Raw genomic sequence first — 18088 nt, forward strand, 5'->3', positions numbered from 1 at the left:
AGTTGATTGTGTTTGTTTGGGTGTTTTTTAATTCTTTTGGTCAAGGGGTTTTGAAAATTCATGGAGTATTTAAAAGCACTAAGGCTTCTCTAAATTCACCACCAGAATAAAAGTTCTTCTTTTGTTGCTCTGGTAGAACAGGGTTTTATGATAAGAAGATTTTTAGGGTAATAATTTTGAATGTCTTTAAACAACTGAGCTTCATGAAACGAATATTTACGCTTTTAATCTTTTGTGGTGCAGCCCTCTCGTTGATGGGGCAAAAAGCCACACTCTCCGGACAAGTGACGGATGATGAAGGAACAGCACTGATTGGTGCCAACCTTACGGTGCAAGGTAATCCTGCCGGAGCTGTAACGGACATCGATGGCAACTACGAGATGATGCTCGAGCCCGGGACCTACAAGATCATGGTTAGCTACATTGGTTTTCGTGATGAGTCGGCACAAATTACTGTGAGTGCCAACGAAAAGGCTACTCTGGACTTTCGCCTTGGCGTAGGAACCGACCTGGATATGGTGGTTGTTTCCGGCAGTCGACGGCCCGAAAAATTGACGGAAAGTGCGGCGACCATCGAAACCATTTTTGCTCGCGAGATTGCCCAGTTTGCGGGAAGCCCCGCCGAATTGGTGGCTCGCCAAAAAGGGGTCGAGTATTTCCGGGCAGGTATTGCTGCCCCAGCCTTTAACATTCGTGGATTCAACTCCAACTTTAACTCCAAAAACCTGCAGGTTACCGATAGCCGCTTTTCTAGCTTAGTGGCTACCGGCCTGCCTTTGGGGCCACTGAATACGACCATCAAAGAAGATATTGAGCGGGTAGAAATCATTCTTGGCCCTAACTCTACGCTTTATGGCCCGAATGCACACAATGGTTTGTTGAACATCATTACCAAAGACCCGCGTACCTCCGCCGGGACGACGATAGCCCTCAACGGAGGCGTAAACGGCGACGGCAACCCGCTTTATTCTGCTCGTGTGCGCCATGCGCAGGTGGTCAGCGAAAAGTTTGCCTACAAGCTGATGGGAGAATATTCGGCAGCAACGGAATTCGACTGGGCCGACTCTGTCTACATCGACCGCCAGGATGCTAATGGAAATTTGATCGGCTCTGCCGACTACGCTGGTCCTGATGGTGTCAAAGAAGGTTGGGAAGAACTCGAACTCAATCCTGATGTGAACGCCACTCGCCTGGAAGGTGCTTTTTACTTTACCCCCAAGGAAGATTTCGATATCATTCTAAACACCGGTTATAGCAACAGCAACTACCTTTCTCCTACGAATGTAGGACGTAACCAAATCATCGACTGGCAGATTTTCTACACCCAGCTGCGGCTGAATTTCAAGAATTTCTTCATCCAATCGGTCTATACCCAAAGTAAAACCGATGACACGTACTCCATTGATGATCGTACCAAAGCTTACTACACTGGAATTGATGTACTTGGTTTGAGTGACGCCGAGGCACGAGGTGCGCAGTCCTACTCAACCGGTGCTCTTTTCAAAGATGCCTCGAATCGTTGGAACTCGGAAATCCAGTACAATAATCGCTTCGGTAAATTGGAGTTGATTACGGGTGCGCAGTGGCAGCAGGATCGTGCCAACAGTTTGGGGACTTACCTGATTGAAAATGACCTCAACGAATATTACAACGGGGAATACATTGTGGTCAACCAGTATGGAGCTTATGCCCACCTGACTTACGACTTCAATCGCGGCTGGAGAGCATTGGCTGCTGCACGCGCTGATTACCATGATGTGTACGAGTTCAACTTCGTACCCAAATTTGGCCTTCTTAAAATTGGTGACATGGGTACCTGGCGTCTTACCTACGGCAAGGGTATTGCTGCGCCTACGATCCTCAATATGTTCGGCAACCTCTTCAATGGTCTGATCCTCGGTAACGCTGAAGGTTTTGACCTCGTTGGCGGTGGTCGTTTGGAGCCTCAAAGTGTTGAAAAACTACAAACTTTTGAGTTGGGATACCGTGGTCAGTTGAAGAAAAACAAGCTCTTCATTGATGCGAATACCTACTATAATATCAGCGAAGACTTCCTCAGTCCGGTAACGACCTTCTTTGCAACTACCCGTGGCAAAACACCACTACGCGAAGTACAGGCTGATGCCTTGTACGATCTGTACGCTTCTATTGGTTTGGAAGGCTTAGTGGCAACTTACGTAAACTTCGGCCAGGTGAATACTTATGGTCTTGACCTGAACCTGAATTACTACTTCACGCCAGAGTGGAACGCTTACATCAACTACTCGTACTTCGATTACTCGTTTGATGAAAATGACCTGGCCAACGACTTCGACCGCAATGGTACGGTCAACTTCCTGGACATTCTTGTCAATGCACCCAATAACCGCTTCGGTTTGGGCCTCAACTACAACGGTAGCAAGTTTTACGGTGGTGCCTATGGTCGCTACGTAGAAAAGTACAACTACTTCTCTAGCTTCCAGATTGCTTCAGAAACCCTGACGAATGACGAAGGTGCCCCATTGACTTGGCGGGGCAAACCCATCGTAGAAGATGCGCGGGGTACGGATTCTTACAATTATGGCCCGCTTGGAGGATTTTTTACGGTTGACCTGAACGTTGGTTGCCACGTAACAGATAACTTCCGGGTGAATTTGTCGGCCGTCAACCTGTTCAATCAGCAATTGCGTGAATTCACTGCCGCTGCACCTACGCGCGGTATTTATACACTGGAGCTGGTCTACAATATTCCAGCAAAGCAATAACTTGAAGAGGAAATTAGCTTGCCGAGTGCAGCGTCTTCATAGGTTCTTCACTCCGCAAGCTTATTTCCTCACTAAATGTAAGACATGACACTTGCCTGGCTACTTTTTGCTGTTTACCTCCTCGGCACCGCTTATCTCGGTTGGTTGGGGCACCGCAAGACGGATGATTTCGGAAGTTTTGCGATCGGCAAAGGTGATTTGTCGCCCGTTCAGGTAGGCGTTACCTTGGCGGCTGCGACGGCTTCGGCGGCAACGTTCATTATCAATCCCGGCTTTGTTTACGTGGATGGACTGGCTGCTTTTATGCATCTGGGAATCAGTGTTTACCTGGGTTTTGTAACCATGTTGTGTGTGCTTTCCTTTAAGTTTCGCCGGATCGGAGAAGCAGCAGGAGCACTCACCATACCCGATTGGATCGGTAAGCGATACGGCTCTAAAGACTTCTCGCTCTATTTCGCGGTGATCAATCTACTAGCGGTAGCTTTCGTGGTATTGCTAGTGGGAGGGATTTCAATCGTCATGCAGAAATTATTGGGTGTCTCCAATGTGGTCGCACTGGTGATTACCTTGGTTTTTGTCACTGGTTATGTGTTGTATGGCGGGACCTACGCCCACGTTTTTACCAATATGTTTCAAGGCTTTCTGATGATAGCAGTGAGTATATTGGTGCTGTGGAGTGGACTGAAACTGTACCTGGAAGGAGGTGATGTAATGGCTGTTTTACAGGCTAAGGATGCCCATTTACTAGCGTGGGTCAATCCTCAAAGTAAGCTGTATAATGATTGGTTTTCAACTTATGTTGCCGGTTTCCTAATTGGTGGGGCATTGGTTTGTCAGCCACATATCCTTACCAAAGCACTTTACGTAAAATCCGACCGGGCAGTACTGCGCTACATCCTGGTTTTTAGTGTGGTGTTTCTACTCTTTTGCCTCTTGTTGCTGGCGGGTTTTTGGGCCCACGTAGCAGTACCTCCCGAGGCACTGATGGATGCCACTACCGGCACCTTTCGCCAGGATTTGGTGATGACGGTCTATCTGCAACAAGTTTTCCCCGACTGGCTGTTTACGATAGTCAGTGTGGTCTTATTGGCGGCGGCCATGTCTACCCTGGACGGTTTATTGGTAGGAATTTCAACCATTACAGCCAATGATCTGGTTTTAAACATTTTTTCGAGAGGCAGCAGTGCCCGTAATCCCAAAGAACAAATGCGACTCGCTATGCGTGCTGGTCACTTGGTACTGATCATCATGGCGGTTGCGGTATTTCTGGTGGCACTTTATCCCCCAAAGTTACTGGGTATTTTTGGTCAGGTAGGGGTCTACGGACTTGTCCTGGCCGCCGTGCCGCCATTGCTTGCGGGGGTATTGTACCAGACCCCCAATTTGCGACTGGTATGGGCGATGTCCATATTAGCACTCTTCATTCATTTTGGTTTATTCTTTTTCGGGCAGCAGCTGTTTCCGACGAGTACCCTGGCATTTGCCAATCCTGGTCTGACAGCTGCTTTCGCCATAATTTTCAGTGTTGTTCCAACACTAATAGGACATCAATTTTTAAAAAAGCCGGAGGTTTTGAATTAACCGAAGAACGTTAATTCCAACCACGTCTCTAAATATACATCATGCGCAACGCGACCATTGCCGCCTGCGGTGCTTACGCTCCTGAAAGCGTTGTTCCTAACCAATACTTCGACGAGCTGCTGGGAGTTGACGTCAGCACCTGGTTAGCCGAAAATGTAAAAATCTACGAGCGCCGCTGGTGTGCCGCCGACGAAAGTACGGCAGATCTTGCGGAAAAGGCGGCCTTACAGACCCTCGAACGGGCCGGTGTAGCCGCCAGCGAGCTGGATTTGATCATTATCTCTACGGATACGCCGGAGTTTGTTTCTCCTTCTACGGCTTCGGTCGTTCAACACAGGATTGGTGCCAACCGGGCTGGTACTTTTGATATCAACACGGCCTGTGCCGGGTTTGTGACTGCACTCGATATTGGAGCCAAGTACATTCGGGCGGATGCGCATTACAAAAATGTGCTGATTATCGGGGCTTACGCGATGAGTAAGTACCTGAATATGGAGGACAAAAAAACGGTCACCTTATTCGCTGATGGAGCGGGTGCCGTGCTTCTTCAGGCGACAGAACAAGAAGGCCTGGGCTTCCTCTCCAGCGAACTGATTACCAAAGGAGAATACAACGAATGGATGGGTATTTACGGTGGCGGTACCCACCAACCAGTCAATGCTGAAATGATGGGTAGACATGAACATCAGCTACAATTCGTCCGTAAATTCCCTAAAGAATTAAATCCCGAAATTTGGAGTCAGATGATTCGCACCCTGGGGGAACGCACCGCGACCCCGGTGGAGCAGGTCGACCAGTTTTTTATCACCCAAATCAACATCAACGCCATCTGGGAAACCCTCGATATCTTGGGAGTTCCGCGCGACCGTGCGCACACCATTATGCATCATTACGGTTATACTGGCTCGGCTTGCATTCCGATGGCTTTCAATGATGCCTGGGAAAAGGACCTGGTGAAAACCGGTGATCTGGTGTATTTTGTCGGCTCGGGCGGCGGTTTAGCCTTTGCGAGCGCGGCCTTTCAGTTGTAATTTAATGTGAGGTTGGAGGTATTATATGCGACCCAGGCTGCCAGACTGGGTCGCACATGGTGTATTGCTATTGAAAATCAAGCGATTAATGCCCAACCTCACGTTAATTTAGGCATTCGGCGAAAGTCGGTAGAAGGACAGCACTATCGTAGCTTGGGCTTCCAGCCCGAGCGTGGTTTATACGCTCGGGCTGGAAGCCCAAGCTACATCCCTCTACCAGAAATCCCTCGACGTAAAACAAGAGATAAATGTACCAACATGATTGGGCCGCCAAATGGGCCAGGTATCAACCTCAAAAAGTAGCTGTAAAATCATACACTGGTGGGGCTACCCTCACCTATGATGAACTGAATCGACTAGGGAATCGACTGGCTCATTATTTTCTTAATACGCTGGGTTTAAAACAGGGAGAAAGGATTGCGGTGCTGTCGGAAACCAGCCTGGAATACATCCTGCTTTTTGTTGCTGCCCAGAAGACAGGGCTGATCCTGGTGCCGCTGAATTATCGTTTGGCCAACCAGGAAATTGATTACCTGCTAACCAATGCTAGCCCAGCATTAGTGATCGCTGAGGAGTGTTTTTGGGTCAATATGCAGGCCTGTGCTACGGTTCGTAACATTCCACACCATTGGTCGATGGAGACATTAGCAGCATATTGCGATAAAAATACCACGCGACCAGAAGACGCCGCAGATCCTGCCGTAGCCATAGTGGAGGATGATCCTATTTTTATCCTCTATACTTCAGGAACTACGGGTTTCCCCAAAGGGGCACTGTATACGCATAAGATGCTTTTTTGGAACAGTATCAATACCTCCCTTTCGTTGCTGGTGAATACGGAGAGTCGGACCGTAAACTGTATGCCCCCTTTTCATACGGGCGGCTGGAATGTGCTCACGACGCCGTTTTTGCATCACGGCGGTTACAGTTGCCTGCTAAAGAAATTTGATCCAGCCACGGTGCTGAAATTGCTTGAGGAGGAGCAAGCTAAGGTATTTATGGGCGTTCCCACCATGCTGAAAATGATGGCGGATGAACCAGATTTTGAAAAGACCGATTTCAGCCATCTGCACTATATTATTGTCGGTGGTGAACCCATGCCCATTCCGCTGATTGAACGCTGGCAAGCGCAGGGAGTACCCATACGGCAGGGATACGGAATGACGGAGGTAGGCCCCAACCTCACCAGCTTGCACCAGGACGATGCTATCCGCAAAAAGGGTTCTATTGGTCGACCTAATTTTTACGTAACGACTAAAATTATAGACGAGCTAGGGCAAGAAGTACCGCCGAATACTGGTGGCGAATTGCTACTGCGCGGCCCAATGGTCACCCCCGGCTATTGGGAAAACCCCGAAGCAACAGCCAAAGCAATAGTAGATGGATGGTTCCACACGGGCGACCGCGTTCGCGAGGACGAAGAAGGGTACCTGTACGTAGAAGATCGCATCAAAAACATGTTCATCTCTGGTGGGGAGAACGTGTATCCAGCAGAAATAGAACGGGTGCTGCTCGCTCATCCTTCCGTGGCGGAAGCTGTCGTCATTGGGGTGCCCGATACAAAGTGGGGGGAGGTAGGTTGTGCATTTGTAGTACAACAAGCCGATCAGGCTATAGATACGACCCAGTTGAGCGATTATTGCCGCGAGCACCTGGCTAAGTTCAAGGTCCCAAAATTTTTTCACTTCCTGGCGGAACTTCCCAAGAATGACACGGGAAAGATTGATCGGAAATACCTGAAGGGGCGTTTGTCTTGAGCAATCAAGAGACCTGAGGTTAAAAAAAGCTTTATCGATTTTTTTCGATGAAGGGAGCTCCTTTTTTACAAAAAGCACATAGTCAGGGCATGTTTTTTTACCTTTGTTAAAGGTAAATTTAACGCTACTTTCTATGAAACGCTCTCTCCGGTTTTGGTTTTGGTTACTTGTAGTCGGCTTATCAGGTATATTTTTACTCCCCGAATTGATTCGCGGTGGCATGTATTACGACGGGATGGCTTACAGCCTCATCTCTCGCAACATGGCCTATGGCTATGGCTCTTTTTGGGAACCCATGTTCACGCCAGTGATATGGCCGGTGTTTTACGAACATCCTCCGGCGGGGTTTGGCTTGCAATCTTTATTCTTCCGACTTCTAGGCGACGGTTGGTTGGTAGAGCGTTTTTTTGCCTTAGTGGTTTTCATTGTTTCCTTGCTGCTTCTTCGTAAACTCTGGTTAAAATCTAACCCTTTACCGGCTACTACTGCGGCAACATCACTAGACTGGTTGCCGGTTTTTCTGTGGATTTTAGCACCGAGTGTGGGGAGTGTCTACGCCCGCAATATGCTGGAAGGGATCGTGACCGTTTTTACTATAGCTGCCATTTTATTGATGCTAAGGGCACTCCAGGATAAGAAGGGAGGTCTTTTGTTTGTGGCCGCTGGCGTATTGTGTACGGGCGCCTTCCTGACCAAAGGTTTTACGGGCTTATTTCCTTGGGCCGTCCCTTTTTTGTGGTGGCTGACCTATCGAGATACGCGCTGGACGAAAATGTTGCTGCGCAGTGTTTTACTGATCGCTAGCACTTTGGCTTTTCTGGGCTTGTTGTTAATTGATGATACCGCCTTTCATTCAATGGGGCAATATTTGGATCAACAGGTTTTTCGAGCTATTCGGGGTGATCGGGAGCTGGCCGTTTATGGCCGTTTTCATATCCTGATAAAGATGGCGGGTGAGTTTTTTTATATGCTATTACCGCTGGCTTTGATGCTCGTTTTGGTACCCAATGACCAGTGGCGATCCTGCTGGCGAGGTATTGATAAAAAAGTGGTCTTATTTTGGGTGTTGGTAGGTGCTTCGGCTTCCTTACCCGTGATGATCAGCCTGAAGCAATTCAGCTATTATGTCGTTCCGGCCTATCCCTATTTTGCGATGGCTTTGGCGATGGTGATCAAATCGTTTTGGGAACAACTACAATCGGTCGATGGTGCAGCTGGACCTTGGCGTAAAATTGTTCGCCCTCTGGCGATATTGGTCTTGCTAAGTGCTGTTGTGGCCAGCGTAAGTAGCATTGGCAAAAGTAGAGATACTGCGCTCCTGGCGGATGTGGAGGCAATAGGGAAATACCAAGCCAGGGACGGGACTTTCTACAATTGTCTGGATTCCCTGGAAGGTGATCATCGCTTGCAGGCTTACCTCTTTCGCTACCATTACCAAACGGTGACCAGGTCTGATACCGCCCATTTCCTTCTTTTGGAACACGGTAAAACAACCTGTGAGCTGATTGATCTGGCAGCGTGGACGGAGGTGGAAAGGTTGCACTATTTTACGCTTTTGCGCCGAAAAAATTAAAAAAGAGCGCAATGGATAATCTTACCAGCGACGCTTTTGTACGAAAATTAAAACGTAGTAATGTTAATTTTCACTCAATAGCTTGACCTTTTCAGGAATTTGGTATATTTATCTATTCAAGTTGACCAATACGCTGGCTCTTCTCTCCTTCATCTAAGCTGTTGCGCTGTTGTCCGGAGCTGAATCCTGCTTATCATTCAACCTACCGGCACCTCTTTTTCCAGACTGTGAGCAGTCGCTGCATGCTACTGGATATACGGTCTCGGCAGGACACATGGCAAAGTAGATGTTCAAAATGAGGAATTTTAGTGTTGATTACTGTGAAGGTAGTGAGTGGAGGTTGGTAACACTAAGTGATGGGGGGTGTAAAAGTACTTCAAAAAGGGTATTTTGTTCGCATATAAGTAAGTTAGGCACAACAAAAAGAAAAAAAGAAAGCATGCCAAAAATAAATCTTGATGCTCTTGTTCCGAGAGAGGATTTTGAAATAATCGGAAACAACTCAACCTCCGCACAAATTCAAAGTTTGTCAGTAAATGATTTGTCCAATCAATTTATTTATCAAATTCTTAGAAAGCCAGATTTTCAAAGAGAGACTAATGAATGGGATTCTAAAAAGATTTATGAATTTATTGATAGCTTTATCGAGGGAGATTTGATTCCATCAATTATTCTATGGAGAAGTCAATCGGGATTAATCTTTGTAATTGATGGTGCTCATAGGTTGAGCGCTTTAATTTCGTGGATTTACGATGATTATGGTGATGGTGAAATTTCCAAAAAATTCTATGAAAATAATATCATAGATGACCAATTAATCTTTGCCGAGAAAACACGAAATCTAATAAACAAGAAAATAGGCTCCTTCCAAGAAATAAAGAATGCTTCAAAAGAAAATAATTCGCATCAAGAGCATATAAGACGAGCGAATAATACAGGAGTAAATGCAATACAGGTTCAATGGGTCGTAGGGGATGCAAAGAAAGCAGAGAATTCGTTTTTTAAAATTAATCAAAAAGCATCTAAGATTGACCCAACAGAATTAAAACTACTTGAGTCAAGAAAGAAGCCTAATTGTATATCAGCAAGGGCTATAATAAGAGCAGGTAAAGGGCATAAATATTGGTCTAATTTCAGCGCGGAAAATCAAAACAGTATTCAACAATTAGCAAGTGAAATAAACAGAATATTCTTTACGCCTCAATTACGAACCCCTGTAAAAACAATGGATATTCCAATAGGTGGAAAGGTTTCAAGCGCTCAGACTTTGCCTCTAATTTTAGAATTCATCAATCAAGTTAATCACATACCTGTAGATTTTAAGGACACATTAAGCGATGACATAGATGGAATGTCTACGATAAGCCACTTAAGAAATGCGAGAAAAATTGCTTGGAGATTAAATAGCGTTCATCCCTCCTCATTGGGCTTACATCCAATCGTTTATTTCTATTCTAAAGAAGGTAAATACAAAACTGCTTCATTCTATGCTATAACTAATTTTATTTTAGAACTCATCAAGAAGAATAAACTAAATGACTTTATAAACGCAAGAGAAGAGTTTGAGAAATTTCTTATTGAATATGATTATGTGGCAACGCAAATAAATAGAAAATACAGAAGTGCTTTGAAGGGATTGCCATACGTAACTAAGTTCAATATCGATATGGTTGATAAAATAAATTCTGGTAAAAATTACAAAGAATCAATCAAAGAATTATTAGAATTAAGCGACTATGATTTTATAACTCTTTTTGAAGAAAAGGATGAAATGTCATTTTACCGTAGGAACTTTGACACTGATTCAAAATCAGCAGTATTTATAAGAGAAGCGCTTCAAAATGGCATAAAATGTAAAATTTGTAATGGATTTATTCACAGCAATTCAATTACAATTGACCATATTGATAGAAAAGAGGATGGTGGGTTGGGCAATCCTGACAACGGACAATTGGCTCACCCGTATTGCAATACGACGTATAAAAATTAATGCTGTGCCTAACACTGCGCCAGCGACGTGCTGCACAAGCTTCTTCGCTGCGCTGCGAAACTCGCACAACACGGGACATGCGGAAATTCAAAAATTTTTCTCGGCTACGCCGAAAATTTCCGAACTTCGCATGTCCCGAAAAACGTTGGCTGAAATAATAGTTTCTCAAACGTTTATCATAGATAAGTAGAATGCTCAAGGTTGAACGAAAGAGATAAAAGTATTACTTCATCGACTAAATGATATTTTTGGTAGAAAAATCATGAGTTTAAATTTATCTCTTTAGAATATGATATTCTAAACAATTATGGACTAGATGAGAAGTATTACGACACTTGGAATTATCCTATTAATTGTGGTAGCACTAACAGCTACGCTATGTGGTAGAAAGATAGCGCAGAAAGAAGCATATAACTCAAATCAACAGTATTCGCAAAAGATGTCCGATTTAAAAGATATTCTATCTATATCTCTTAATGAAAACGGCTTTTCTTCTCTTCTCATTTCAGAGTTTTCAAATTTTGAGGGTGCCAAAGAGAGATTAGGAGCTTACTTTGCGGAGGAGCTATCTTTTCATGCTAGTTCAACTGGGATGGATATTAATATTGTTGATAGATCACAACTTCAAAGACTTGTCAAAGAGCAGGAATTACTTTCTGCTGGACTATTAGACAAAAATACTCTGGTGAGTCTAGGCAAAATGATTGGTATTCAGTCTATCGTTACAGGTAAATACCAAGTTCTTGATGATAAGGTACAAGTTTGGTTGAGAATGATAGACGTAGAAAAAGGAATTGTTGTGCTATCGGAAAGGATGGATATAGAGATAGAAAAGGATTTACAGGAAATAATATCTGAGCAAAATTCGTGGTGGAAATAACAATCAAAAATGTCTGAAAAAAGCTTAACTGTACTAGGTTTAATCGTTGGTGTGATCGCGATAATTGTTTCTGTTCTGATCCCTGAGATAAGGACTCAAACAGGATTAGACAAAGAGGAAAAAGAAGATACAGAAGTTGTAAAAGAGCAGCAACCTGGACCTGAACAGAGTACTGGAGTGCCAGATAGAGCTGAAAAAGAGGGATGCTTACAACAGGTACATCTAGTAGACTCCGTTATATATTTGAGAATGACTCTTAATGGTGAAGTAGAACCTAAATATTTAACCATTTTAAGAAGTCGATTACGCGAGCTTTTCTCCTCGGAAACGAAATATGTCATTTTGTCTGGGACGGAGCAGCTTCCTTCCTCAGGAGTGTTGATAGAGTACGATGCAGCCATTAATGAACTGACAACATCTGAGATAGTAAGCGATGGACTGGATGTTTCAAGCCTAAAGACTATTGAAATACTTGGTGATATTCGTGTCAAGGAATTAGAGAAGAATACTGTTGTCAATATCTGTCCAATTGAAACTCGATTGGGAGTTCATAAGACTGAGCGTTCTTTATCTTCAGCAATTAAAAAATCAATAGAGACGATTTAACAATGGCCAGACTCACAACTTTTTCAAAGCTTCTAATTATAGTTACAGTTATAGCTGTAGGTGTATCTTTTATTAGGTTCCTTTTTTCTGATTCGAAAGAGGTAAGTGACTACAAAAATACATATGAGTACACTAATGTTATCCATGATATAGGGCTCAATGTGTCAGAAAAAATATCTAGTGCTGGGGTTGAGTCCGTTCTTATTGCTGATATGACCAACCTAGAGGGAGAGAAAAAGAATCTTGGCAGGTATTTGACTGAAGAGATTTCTGCTGAAATTATAGACGTTAGGAAGGGGATATCATTATTAGATCGATCTCAATTAAATAAACTTATCAAGGAGCAAGAGTTGAATGCTGCCGGTCTACTTGACCAAGAAACTATTGCCGGTTTGGGAGAAATAATTGGCACGGAAGTCATTATCACTGGAAAATATGAAGTAATAGGAGATAAGGTTAAACTATGGTTGCGTGCTATTGATGTGGAAAAAGGCAAGGCATTCTTTATAGAGGATTTCATGATGCTCCTTAACGAAGATTTGCAATCTATTTATGATTCAGATAATTCTTGGTGGAATTAATTCATGGATAAAAAAGTCTTCAGCCAACAAAGCTTGGGCGACAAGCCTCGTTCCTCGGCCTGCGCCCAAGCCCGAGTTGTCCAAGATACTCCGCTTCGCTGCGCATCTTGGACAACGTTTTTCGGGCAAGCCCGTGCTGCACAAGCTTCTCCGCTGCGCTGCGAACCTCGCACAACACGGGACATGCGGAAATTCAAAAATTTTTCTCGGCTGCGCCGAAAATTTTCGAACTTCGCATGTCCCGAAAAACGTTGGGCGAAATGAAGAAAAACTATCAAGAATCATTAAATAATAAGATTGGAGAATATCTGTAGATTAACGTTGGTTAATTCAGCCTAAAGTAAAAATTATCCATATGGAAAACCTTGATTTAAATCCTCCAGAAAGAGAGAATGAAGACTACATACATCAGTTGGTTAGGACTCTCTTGAGTACCCTGTCGATTGGATATAGCGTTGGAAACGGAGATATAAGTATTACAACTAAGGCTCCATTGGCAGAATTGTTTGGGTTATTGGTCCAACCTTCAATTGAAAAAAGGATCGGAAAATGGAGAATCAACATGGTAAAGGCAATAAGGCATATTCTTCAAGAATTAGAAGGACTTAGTATCAATAACTTACAAGAAGATGATGAATTTATTTCATTGATTTACAATCTTACCTTAAATGCCGCGAAGGTTCATCAAGATGAAAAGTTAATACTACTTGGTAATGTCTTGTGTAACTCCTATTTAGAGAAAGAGATTGAGTTTGAGTTAAGGCTAGTAGCTGGGAGATTAGCACAGGAATTATCAGCTACTCAAGTGATCCTCTTACAGGAAATATTCAGCGAATCAGAAGACATTAAACTAATTGATAATTTCAATGACTTGTTTTATTGGATGCGGAAGAAAACTAACTACCCTCTCAAAACAAACTATACCGAGTTTGTATTTTACGTGATGGATTTGCAAAATAGAGGGTTGCTGGATATTAGTGATCATATGATAAGCAATAGTTCTTTAGCACGCGATACAGTTTCTCTCGCTGCTAATAATGACTATAACCCAGATTCCCCATATATTCTTGTAACAGGAATGGGACGCTATTTTATAGAACTTATTAGAGAATACGGGAGTAGAGGTCAATAAAGATAAAATCGCCCAACTTGGGCTTGGCGACAATGCCTCCTGCGTCGGCACTGCGCCAAGCCCCGAGTTGTCCAAGATACTCCGCTTCGCTGCGCATCTTGGACAACGTTTTTCGGGCAAGCCCGTGCTGCACAAGCTTCTTCGCTGCGCTGCGAACCTCGCACAACACGGGGCATGCGGAAATTCAAAAATTTTTCTCGGCTGCGCCGAAAATTTCCGAACTTCGCATGTCCCGAAAAACGTTCATTACCATCAAATCAGGAAGAAGACAAACCTATGAATAGTGATTGGTCAGACTTCGAAGTCAGGGAAGTGCTCAAAGACTATTTTGATATGCTTGTTAAGGAGATCAAACAGGTCAACTGATTCAGCCCTCTAAGAATCGGACAAAACGCTATTAATGGATAATAATTGCGTATTCCGATCTATCTGACCCCCTCATTCCGGAGCTTTGACCCCCTTGTGGATAAGTTTGGTATTTGATGGTGTTAAGATAAGTGATTTGGACGTTTTCTGAGGCTTTTTCCTTTGAGTTCGATACGATGAGCCCTGGGGATGATACGATCGAGGATAGCATCAGCAATAGTGGGTTCATCGAAGTACTCGTACCAGCTGCCTACGGGGAGTTGTGAACAGATCATCGTAGCAGCCCTTTCGTAGCGGTCTTCGAGGATTTGAAGAAGGAGGAGTTTGACGGTGTGGGTGATGGGTTGCAGACCAAAGTCATCGAGGATAATGAGCTGTGCTTTCTGGATTTGATTGAGCCACTTGATAATAGAACCCTCAGCTTGGGCCAGGGTAATCTGTTCGCACAAACGGTTCATGTTGAAGTAAAGGGTTCGGTGGCCATTGACACAGGCGTGATGACCAATGGCGCAGCCCAGATAAGATTTTCCACACCCTGTAGCCCCGGTGATGAGTACGTTTTCTCCTCGTTCGATCCAGGCACAGTCGGCCAGGGTGGCTAGTTTTTCCTTACTCAGATTTCGCTGGTTGGAGCATTCGATGTCCTTGATATTGGCCTGGTAGCGTAGCTTACTGAGCTTGAGGTACATGTTCATGCGCCGTAAGGCTCGGTGTTGCTGTTCGGCATCGACGAGTCGGGCGAGGAGTTCGTGGACATCGGGTTGCTGGTTGATGGGTAAACTCAGGGCTGCCTCGTAAGCGGAGGCCATACCGGTGAGTTTGAGTTGTCGTAAGAGGTCTAAAGAAGCATTCTTCATGGTGGAAGATTTATGGTTAAAAAAGATTATTGATAAGCTTGAGGACCACGGATATTATCGTGGGTCGGTGGAGAGAACAAGTCGGGCTGCTCCGGTTCTATATCCAGTTTTCGTTCCAGGATATTTTTGAGCATGGTGTAGGTTGTTTTTCCAGCGCCCTGGCAGCGTCGGCAGGCATTTTCGAGGCGTTCGGGCGTGTACTTCCTGGCCAGCGACATGACGCCCAGGCAAGACTTGTAGGTATGAGCCTCGTGGCGACGGGAGAGCAGTATTTGGGCGATAGCCCATTCGGTAGCTGGGCCGATCTTTGTGGCCTGTGAGGTAAAGTAAGCCGCATCATACCCCTGGGCCTTTTTCCATTCCTGATGGTTACTGGGCAGGTGGCTTTCGGTCGTCTGATAAGTGTAGGTGTCGTGACGCGATAAGCGGGTATGGGTGGCTACGCGCTGCGGGCCAACGTAGATCTCAACGGTTTTAGAGCTGTAGATGACGGTGGCTTGTTTGCCCGCGTATTGGTAGGGCACAGAGTAGTAGTTTTTCTCTTCGCCCAGATACACATGGTAGTTGCGCTGGATTTTGGCCGAGACCGTTTTGCGGGGCTCGAACAGCTCATTGGGCAGCTGGCTGAGTTGCTCTTTTTCGTAGGTCTCAAAGCAGCTTTTACGGCTACCTTCCCGCTTCTGAAAGGGGGTCTCGTTGTGGATCGCTAGCTGGAGGCCAATGGCCTCATTGAGTTCCTCAATGCTGTGAAAGACATCGTTGCGCAAGGGCGCATAGATACGGCTGTAGGCCGTGCGAACCATGTTCTCCACGCTGGCCTTGTCTTTGGGTTTGGCCACGCGAGTGGCCTGTAAGTCACACTGGTAATGAGCGGCCAGTTGAACGCACAGTTCGTTAAAACTGGGCTCGTAGCGATTGGCCTTGGTGACATAAGCTTTGAGATTATCCGACAGGATCACCGCCGGTACACCACCAAAAAAAAGCAGCGCCTCATTGATCCCCGTAACGAAGTCCATCACCGACTGGGAGGGCAAGGCCATGGCAAAGGTATATTGACTGTGGGCCAGCACCCCGACGAGCACTTCGCAAGGCCGGAGTTCTCCCGTCTTGGGGTCTACCAGATAAAGCTTTTTGCCAGCAAAGTCGAGTTGTAAAACGTCACCAGGTCGATGTTCGATGGGCAAGGTAAGTTCCTGGTAACCGATCTTTCTGCGCAGTCGTTCGCAGAACTGGCTGTAACCATAACTATCAGCATGTTCCTCGCGGTATTCCTGCCATAACAGATAACGCGTCACGCCCACCTTTTTGAGCTCTTCAAGCCAGCCTTTGACTTGCTGTTCAAAGACGGCTTCCCGGCCTTGAGCTTCTTGCTCCTCCTTAGCGTAGAAAATCTTAAACAACTGATCGTCGGGTAACTCCAATAAAGTCCCAATGTCTATATCGCAACCCTGAGCAAGGCGAAGATAATCACGTACCGTGTTCTTGGAAACGCCCAGACGACGAGCCGTGCCCTTGATCGAATGACAATGAAGATAAGTTCGTAGTATAGTCTTGATTTGATCCATACGTTTGGTCTTGGCCATACTGTGCAGCTTTGATAGCCACACGAGATAGCATTTTAACCAAACTTCCACTTTTTACTAGGGGGTCAGACCTCCGGAAAGTTATTAACATCCTAGGGGGGTCAAAGCTCCGGAATGAGGGGGTCAGACCAAATCGGAATAGGGGGGTCAGATGGACCGGAATATGCAATAATCATTTCAAGATGATAAAATACCCTGCTTTAATGGCACTCTTTTTTGGCGCTGTGGCCTGTTGCGAAGATCCTGTTATGGACGTTGTTAAAGAAGAGCCAAGTTGCGATGAGGTAGAATGCGCGATTCAGGATGAGTTTTATGGTGTAGGTCTGTTAAACGGAGAATGTTGGTATGCGGAAAGAGGATGGATAGACTCAAGTAACCCTTATGTATTATCCATTTATTTAGCAGCGAATACCACTAATGAAATTATTGATGAGTTGTCATTCATTGTTAATGACGAAACAGCACTTTCAGATACTATATGGTTAGGGTGGGCATACAGTAATATACCTATTCCAAATGTTGCAAGTACTCGTTATGCTTATATAGAAGATCATTCCAATGTCGGGAGTTTTTCATTTGAGCGCGATTCTCCTCTTACCTACCAGGATTACCTACTGATAGACTATTTCAACGCGGATACTACCATTGTGGAAGGCCATTTTCAGGTGAAACTCCCGCATAGAAGTGTAAACAGTTTCGTGACCCATGCGCCAGATAGTATGAATATTCGGTGCGGCAGATTCAGGGCTAATGCAAATTGAAAAAATTGCTCTTGATGAAGAATGAATGGTATATAATAGGAGTATTAAGCAAATAATTGTGCCCTCGCGACCGTTATTGGACCCGAGTAAACTTTCACAACTGCTTATGAATAAGTTATTTGGATGGGTAGGGCCCCTTGTTTTTATCTGGATCGTTGGTACCCAGTTTTTTGACCCTTACCTGCCGACTACAGAACAAGCGACACTACCCGGAGTTAGTGATACAGACTCCCTGAAGTTTCCAGTTGCTGGCCACAGTGTAGCCAATATCATCAGTTACTTTGGCGATGCCAGGGGCAAGTCGCGCAAACACTTGGGGGTAGATATTAAAGCACCCCGTCATACCCCCGTTTTGGCGGTCATTGATGGGCACATTGAAGCCATCAAAGAAGGCGGCAATGGAGGAAAAACCCTTTATCTTCGCGGCTCCGACGGTGTACAGTATTTTTACGCACACCTGGAAGACTGGCTGGTGAAAGCAAATGATGAGGTGAGTGCTGGCCAGGAAATAGCGACGGTAGGCAATAGCGGTAATGCCAGTAAAACGATTCCCCACCTGCATTTTGAAATCATTATGGGCAAAGATCGGACCTCCATTGACCCATTGCCGGTCTTAGAAAATGCGGAGTAATCTTTTTTGAATCTT

General features: G+C 45.0%; 15 protein-coding genes. 12 read left to right on the forward strand and 3 right to left on the reverse strand.

The features are described from left to right. Positions 1 to 203: 203 nt before the first annotated feature. The 10 genes from AB0L18_RS18265 to AB0L18_RS18310 all read left to right on the forward strand — a co-directional run bounded on the left by AB0L18_RS18265 (position 204) and on the right by AB0L18_RS18310 (position 13875). On the forward strand, positions 204 to 2744 hold the full coding sequence (locus AB0L18_RS18265; protein WP_367388750.1) for a TonB-dependent receptor: 2541 nt from the start codon (positions 204 to 206) through the stop codon (positions 2742 to 2744). 84 nt (positions 2745 to 2828) lie between these two features. Further along, positions 2829 to 4325: a hypothetical protein gene (locus AB0L18_RS18270; RefSeq protein WP_367388751.1), complete on the forward strand. Its 1497-nt coding sequence runs from the start codon at positions 2829 to 2831 to the stop codon at positions 4323 to 4325. Between the two features lie 41 nt (positions 4326 to 4366). Beyond that, a complete protein-coding gene (locus AB0L18_RS18275; RefSeq protein WP_367388752.1) occupies positions 4367 to 5356 on the forward strand; it encodes a 3-oxoacyl-ACP synthase III family protein in 990 nt (329 codons plus the stop codon). Positions 5357 to 5604: 248 nt separating this feature from the next. Further along, the gene (locus AB0L18_RS18280; RefSeq protein WP_367388753.1) at positions 5605 to 7113 is read left to right on the forward strand and encodes a class I adenylate-forming enzyme family protein; all 1509 of its coding nucleotides are present in this window, start codon (positions 5605 to 5607) and stop codon (positions 7111 to 7113) included. A gap of 133 nt (positions 7114 to 7246) precedes the next feature. Further along, positions 7247 to 8686, forward strand: a complete 1440-nt coding sequence (locus tag AB0L18_RS18285) for an ArnT family glycosyltransferase (RefSeq protein WP_367388754.1) — start codon at positions 7247 to 7249, stop codon at positions 8684 to 8686. A 439-nt stretch (positions 8687 to 9125) separates the two neighbouring features. Continuing rightward, the gene (locus tag AB0L18_RS18290; protein WP_367388755.1) at positions 9126 to 10676 is read left to right on the forward strand and encodes an HNH endonuclease; all 1551 of its coding nucleotides are present in this window, start codon (positions 9126 to 9128) and stop codon (positions 10674 to 10676) included. 316 nt (positions 10677 to 10992) lie between these two features. Next, complete coding sequence (locus tag AB0L18_RS18295; protein ID WP_367388756.1) at positions 10993 to 11556, forward strand: FlgO family outer membrane protein; 564 nt, start codon at positions 10993 to 10995, stop codon at positions 11554 to 11556. A 9-nt stretch (positions 11557 to 11565) separates the two neighbouring features. Further along, positions 11566 to 12162 carry a hypothetical protein gene (locus AB0L18_RS18300; protein ID WP_367388757.1) on the forward strand — a complete coding sequence of 199 codons (597 nt, stop codon included), beginning with the start codon at positions 11566 to 11568 and terminating at the stop codon, positions 12160 to 12162. Between the two features lie 2 nt (positions 12163 to 12164). Next, positions 12165 to 12743 carry a hypothetical protein gene (locus AB0L18_RS18305; protein ID WP_367388758.1) on the forward strand — a complete coding sequence of 193 codons (579 nt, stop codon included), beginning with the start codon at positions 12165 to 12167 and terminating at the stop codon, positions 12741 to 12743. Positions 12744 to 13098: 355 nt separating this feature from the next. Further along, positions 13099 to 13875 carry a hypothetical protein gene (locus AB0L18_RS18310; RefSeq protein ID WP_367388759.1) on the forward strand — a complete coding sequence of 259 codons (777 nt, stop codon included), beginning with the start codon at positions 13099 to 13101 and terminating at the stop codon, positions 13873 to 13875. On the opposite strand, the gene AB0L18_RS18315 is transcribed toward AB0L18_RS18310, so the two are convergent. The 3 genes from AB0L18_RS18315 to istA all read right to left on the reverse strand — a co-directional run bounded on the left by AB0L18_RS18315 (position 13847) and on the right by istA (position 16681). Continuing rightward, complete coding sequence (locus AB0L18_RS18315; protein WP_367388760.1) at positions 13847 to 13972, reverse strand: hypothetical protein; 126 nt, start codon at positions 13970 to 13972, stop codon at positions 13847 to 13849. The two genes, AB0L18_RS18310 and AB0L18_RS18315, sit on opposite strands and share 29 nt — an antisense overlap. 391 nt (positions 13973 to 14363) lie before the next feature. Further along, on the reverse strand, positions 14364 to 15098 hold the full coding sequence (gene istB, locus AB0L18_RS18320) for an IS21-like element helper ATPase IstB (protein ID WP_367388761.1): 735 nt from the start codon (positions 15096 to 15098) through the stop codon (positions 14364 to 14366). Between the two features lie 26 nt (positions 15099 to 15124). After that, positions 15125 to 16681: an IS21 family transposase gene (istA, locus tag AB0L18_RS18325; protein WP_367388762.1), complete on the reverse strand. Its 1557-nt coding sequence runs from the start codon at positions 16679 to 16681 to the stop codon at positions 15125 to 15127. 182 nt (positions 16682 to 16863) lie between these two features. Between istA and AB0L18_RS18330 the strand changes: the two genes are divergently transcribed. Together AB0L18_RS18330 and AB0L18_RS18335 are read left to right on the forward strand one after the other, a co-directional pair. Then, positions 16864 to 17442, forward strand: coding sequence for a hypothetical protein (locus AB0L18_RS18330; protein WP_367388763.1), 579 nt, complete (start codon positions 16864 to 16866; stop codon positions 17440 to 17442). A 106-nt stretch (positions 17443 to 17548) separates the two neighbouring features. Beyond that, on the forward strand, positions 17549 to 18073 hold the full coding sequence (locus AB0L18_RS18335) for a M23 family metallopeptidase (RefSeq protein ID WP_367388764.1): 525 nt from the start codon (positions 17549 to 17551) through the stop codon (positions 18071 to 18073). Positions 18074 to 18088 lie beyond the last annotated feature (15 nt).

The organism is Lewinella sp. LCG006 (assembly GCF_040784935.1).
Lineage (GTDB): Bacteria > Bacteroidota > Bacteroidia > Chitinophagales > Saprospiraceae > Lewinella.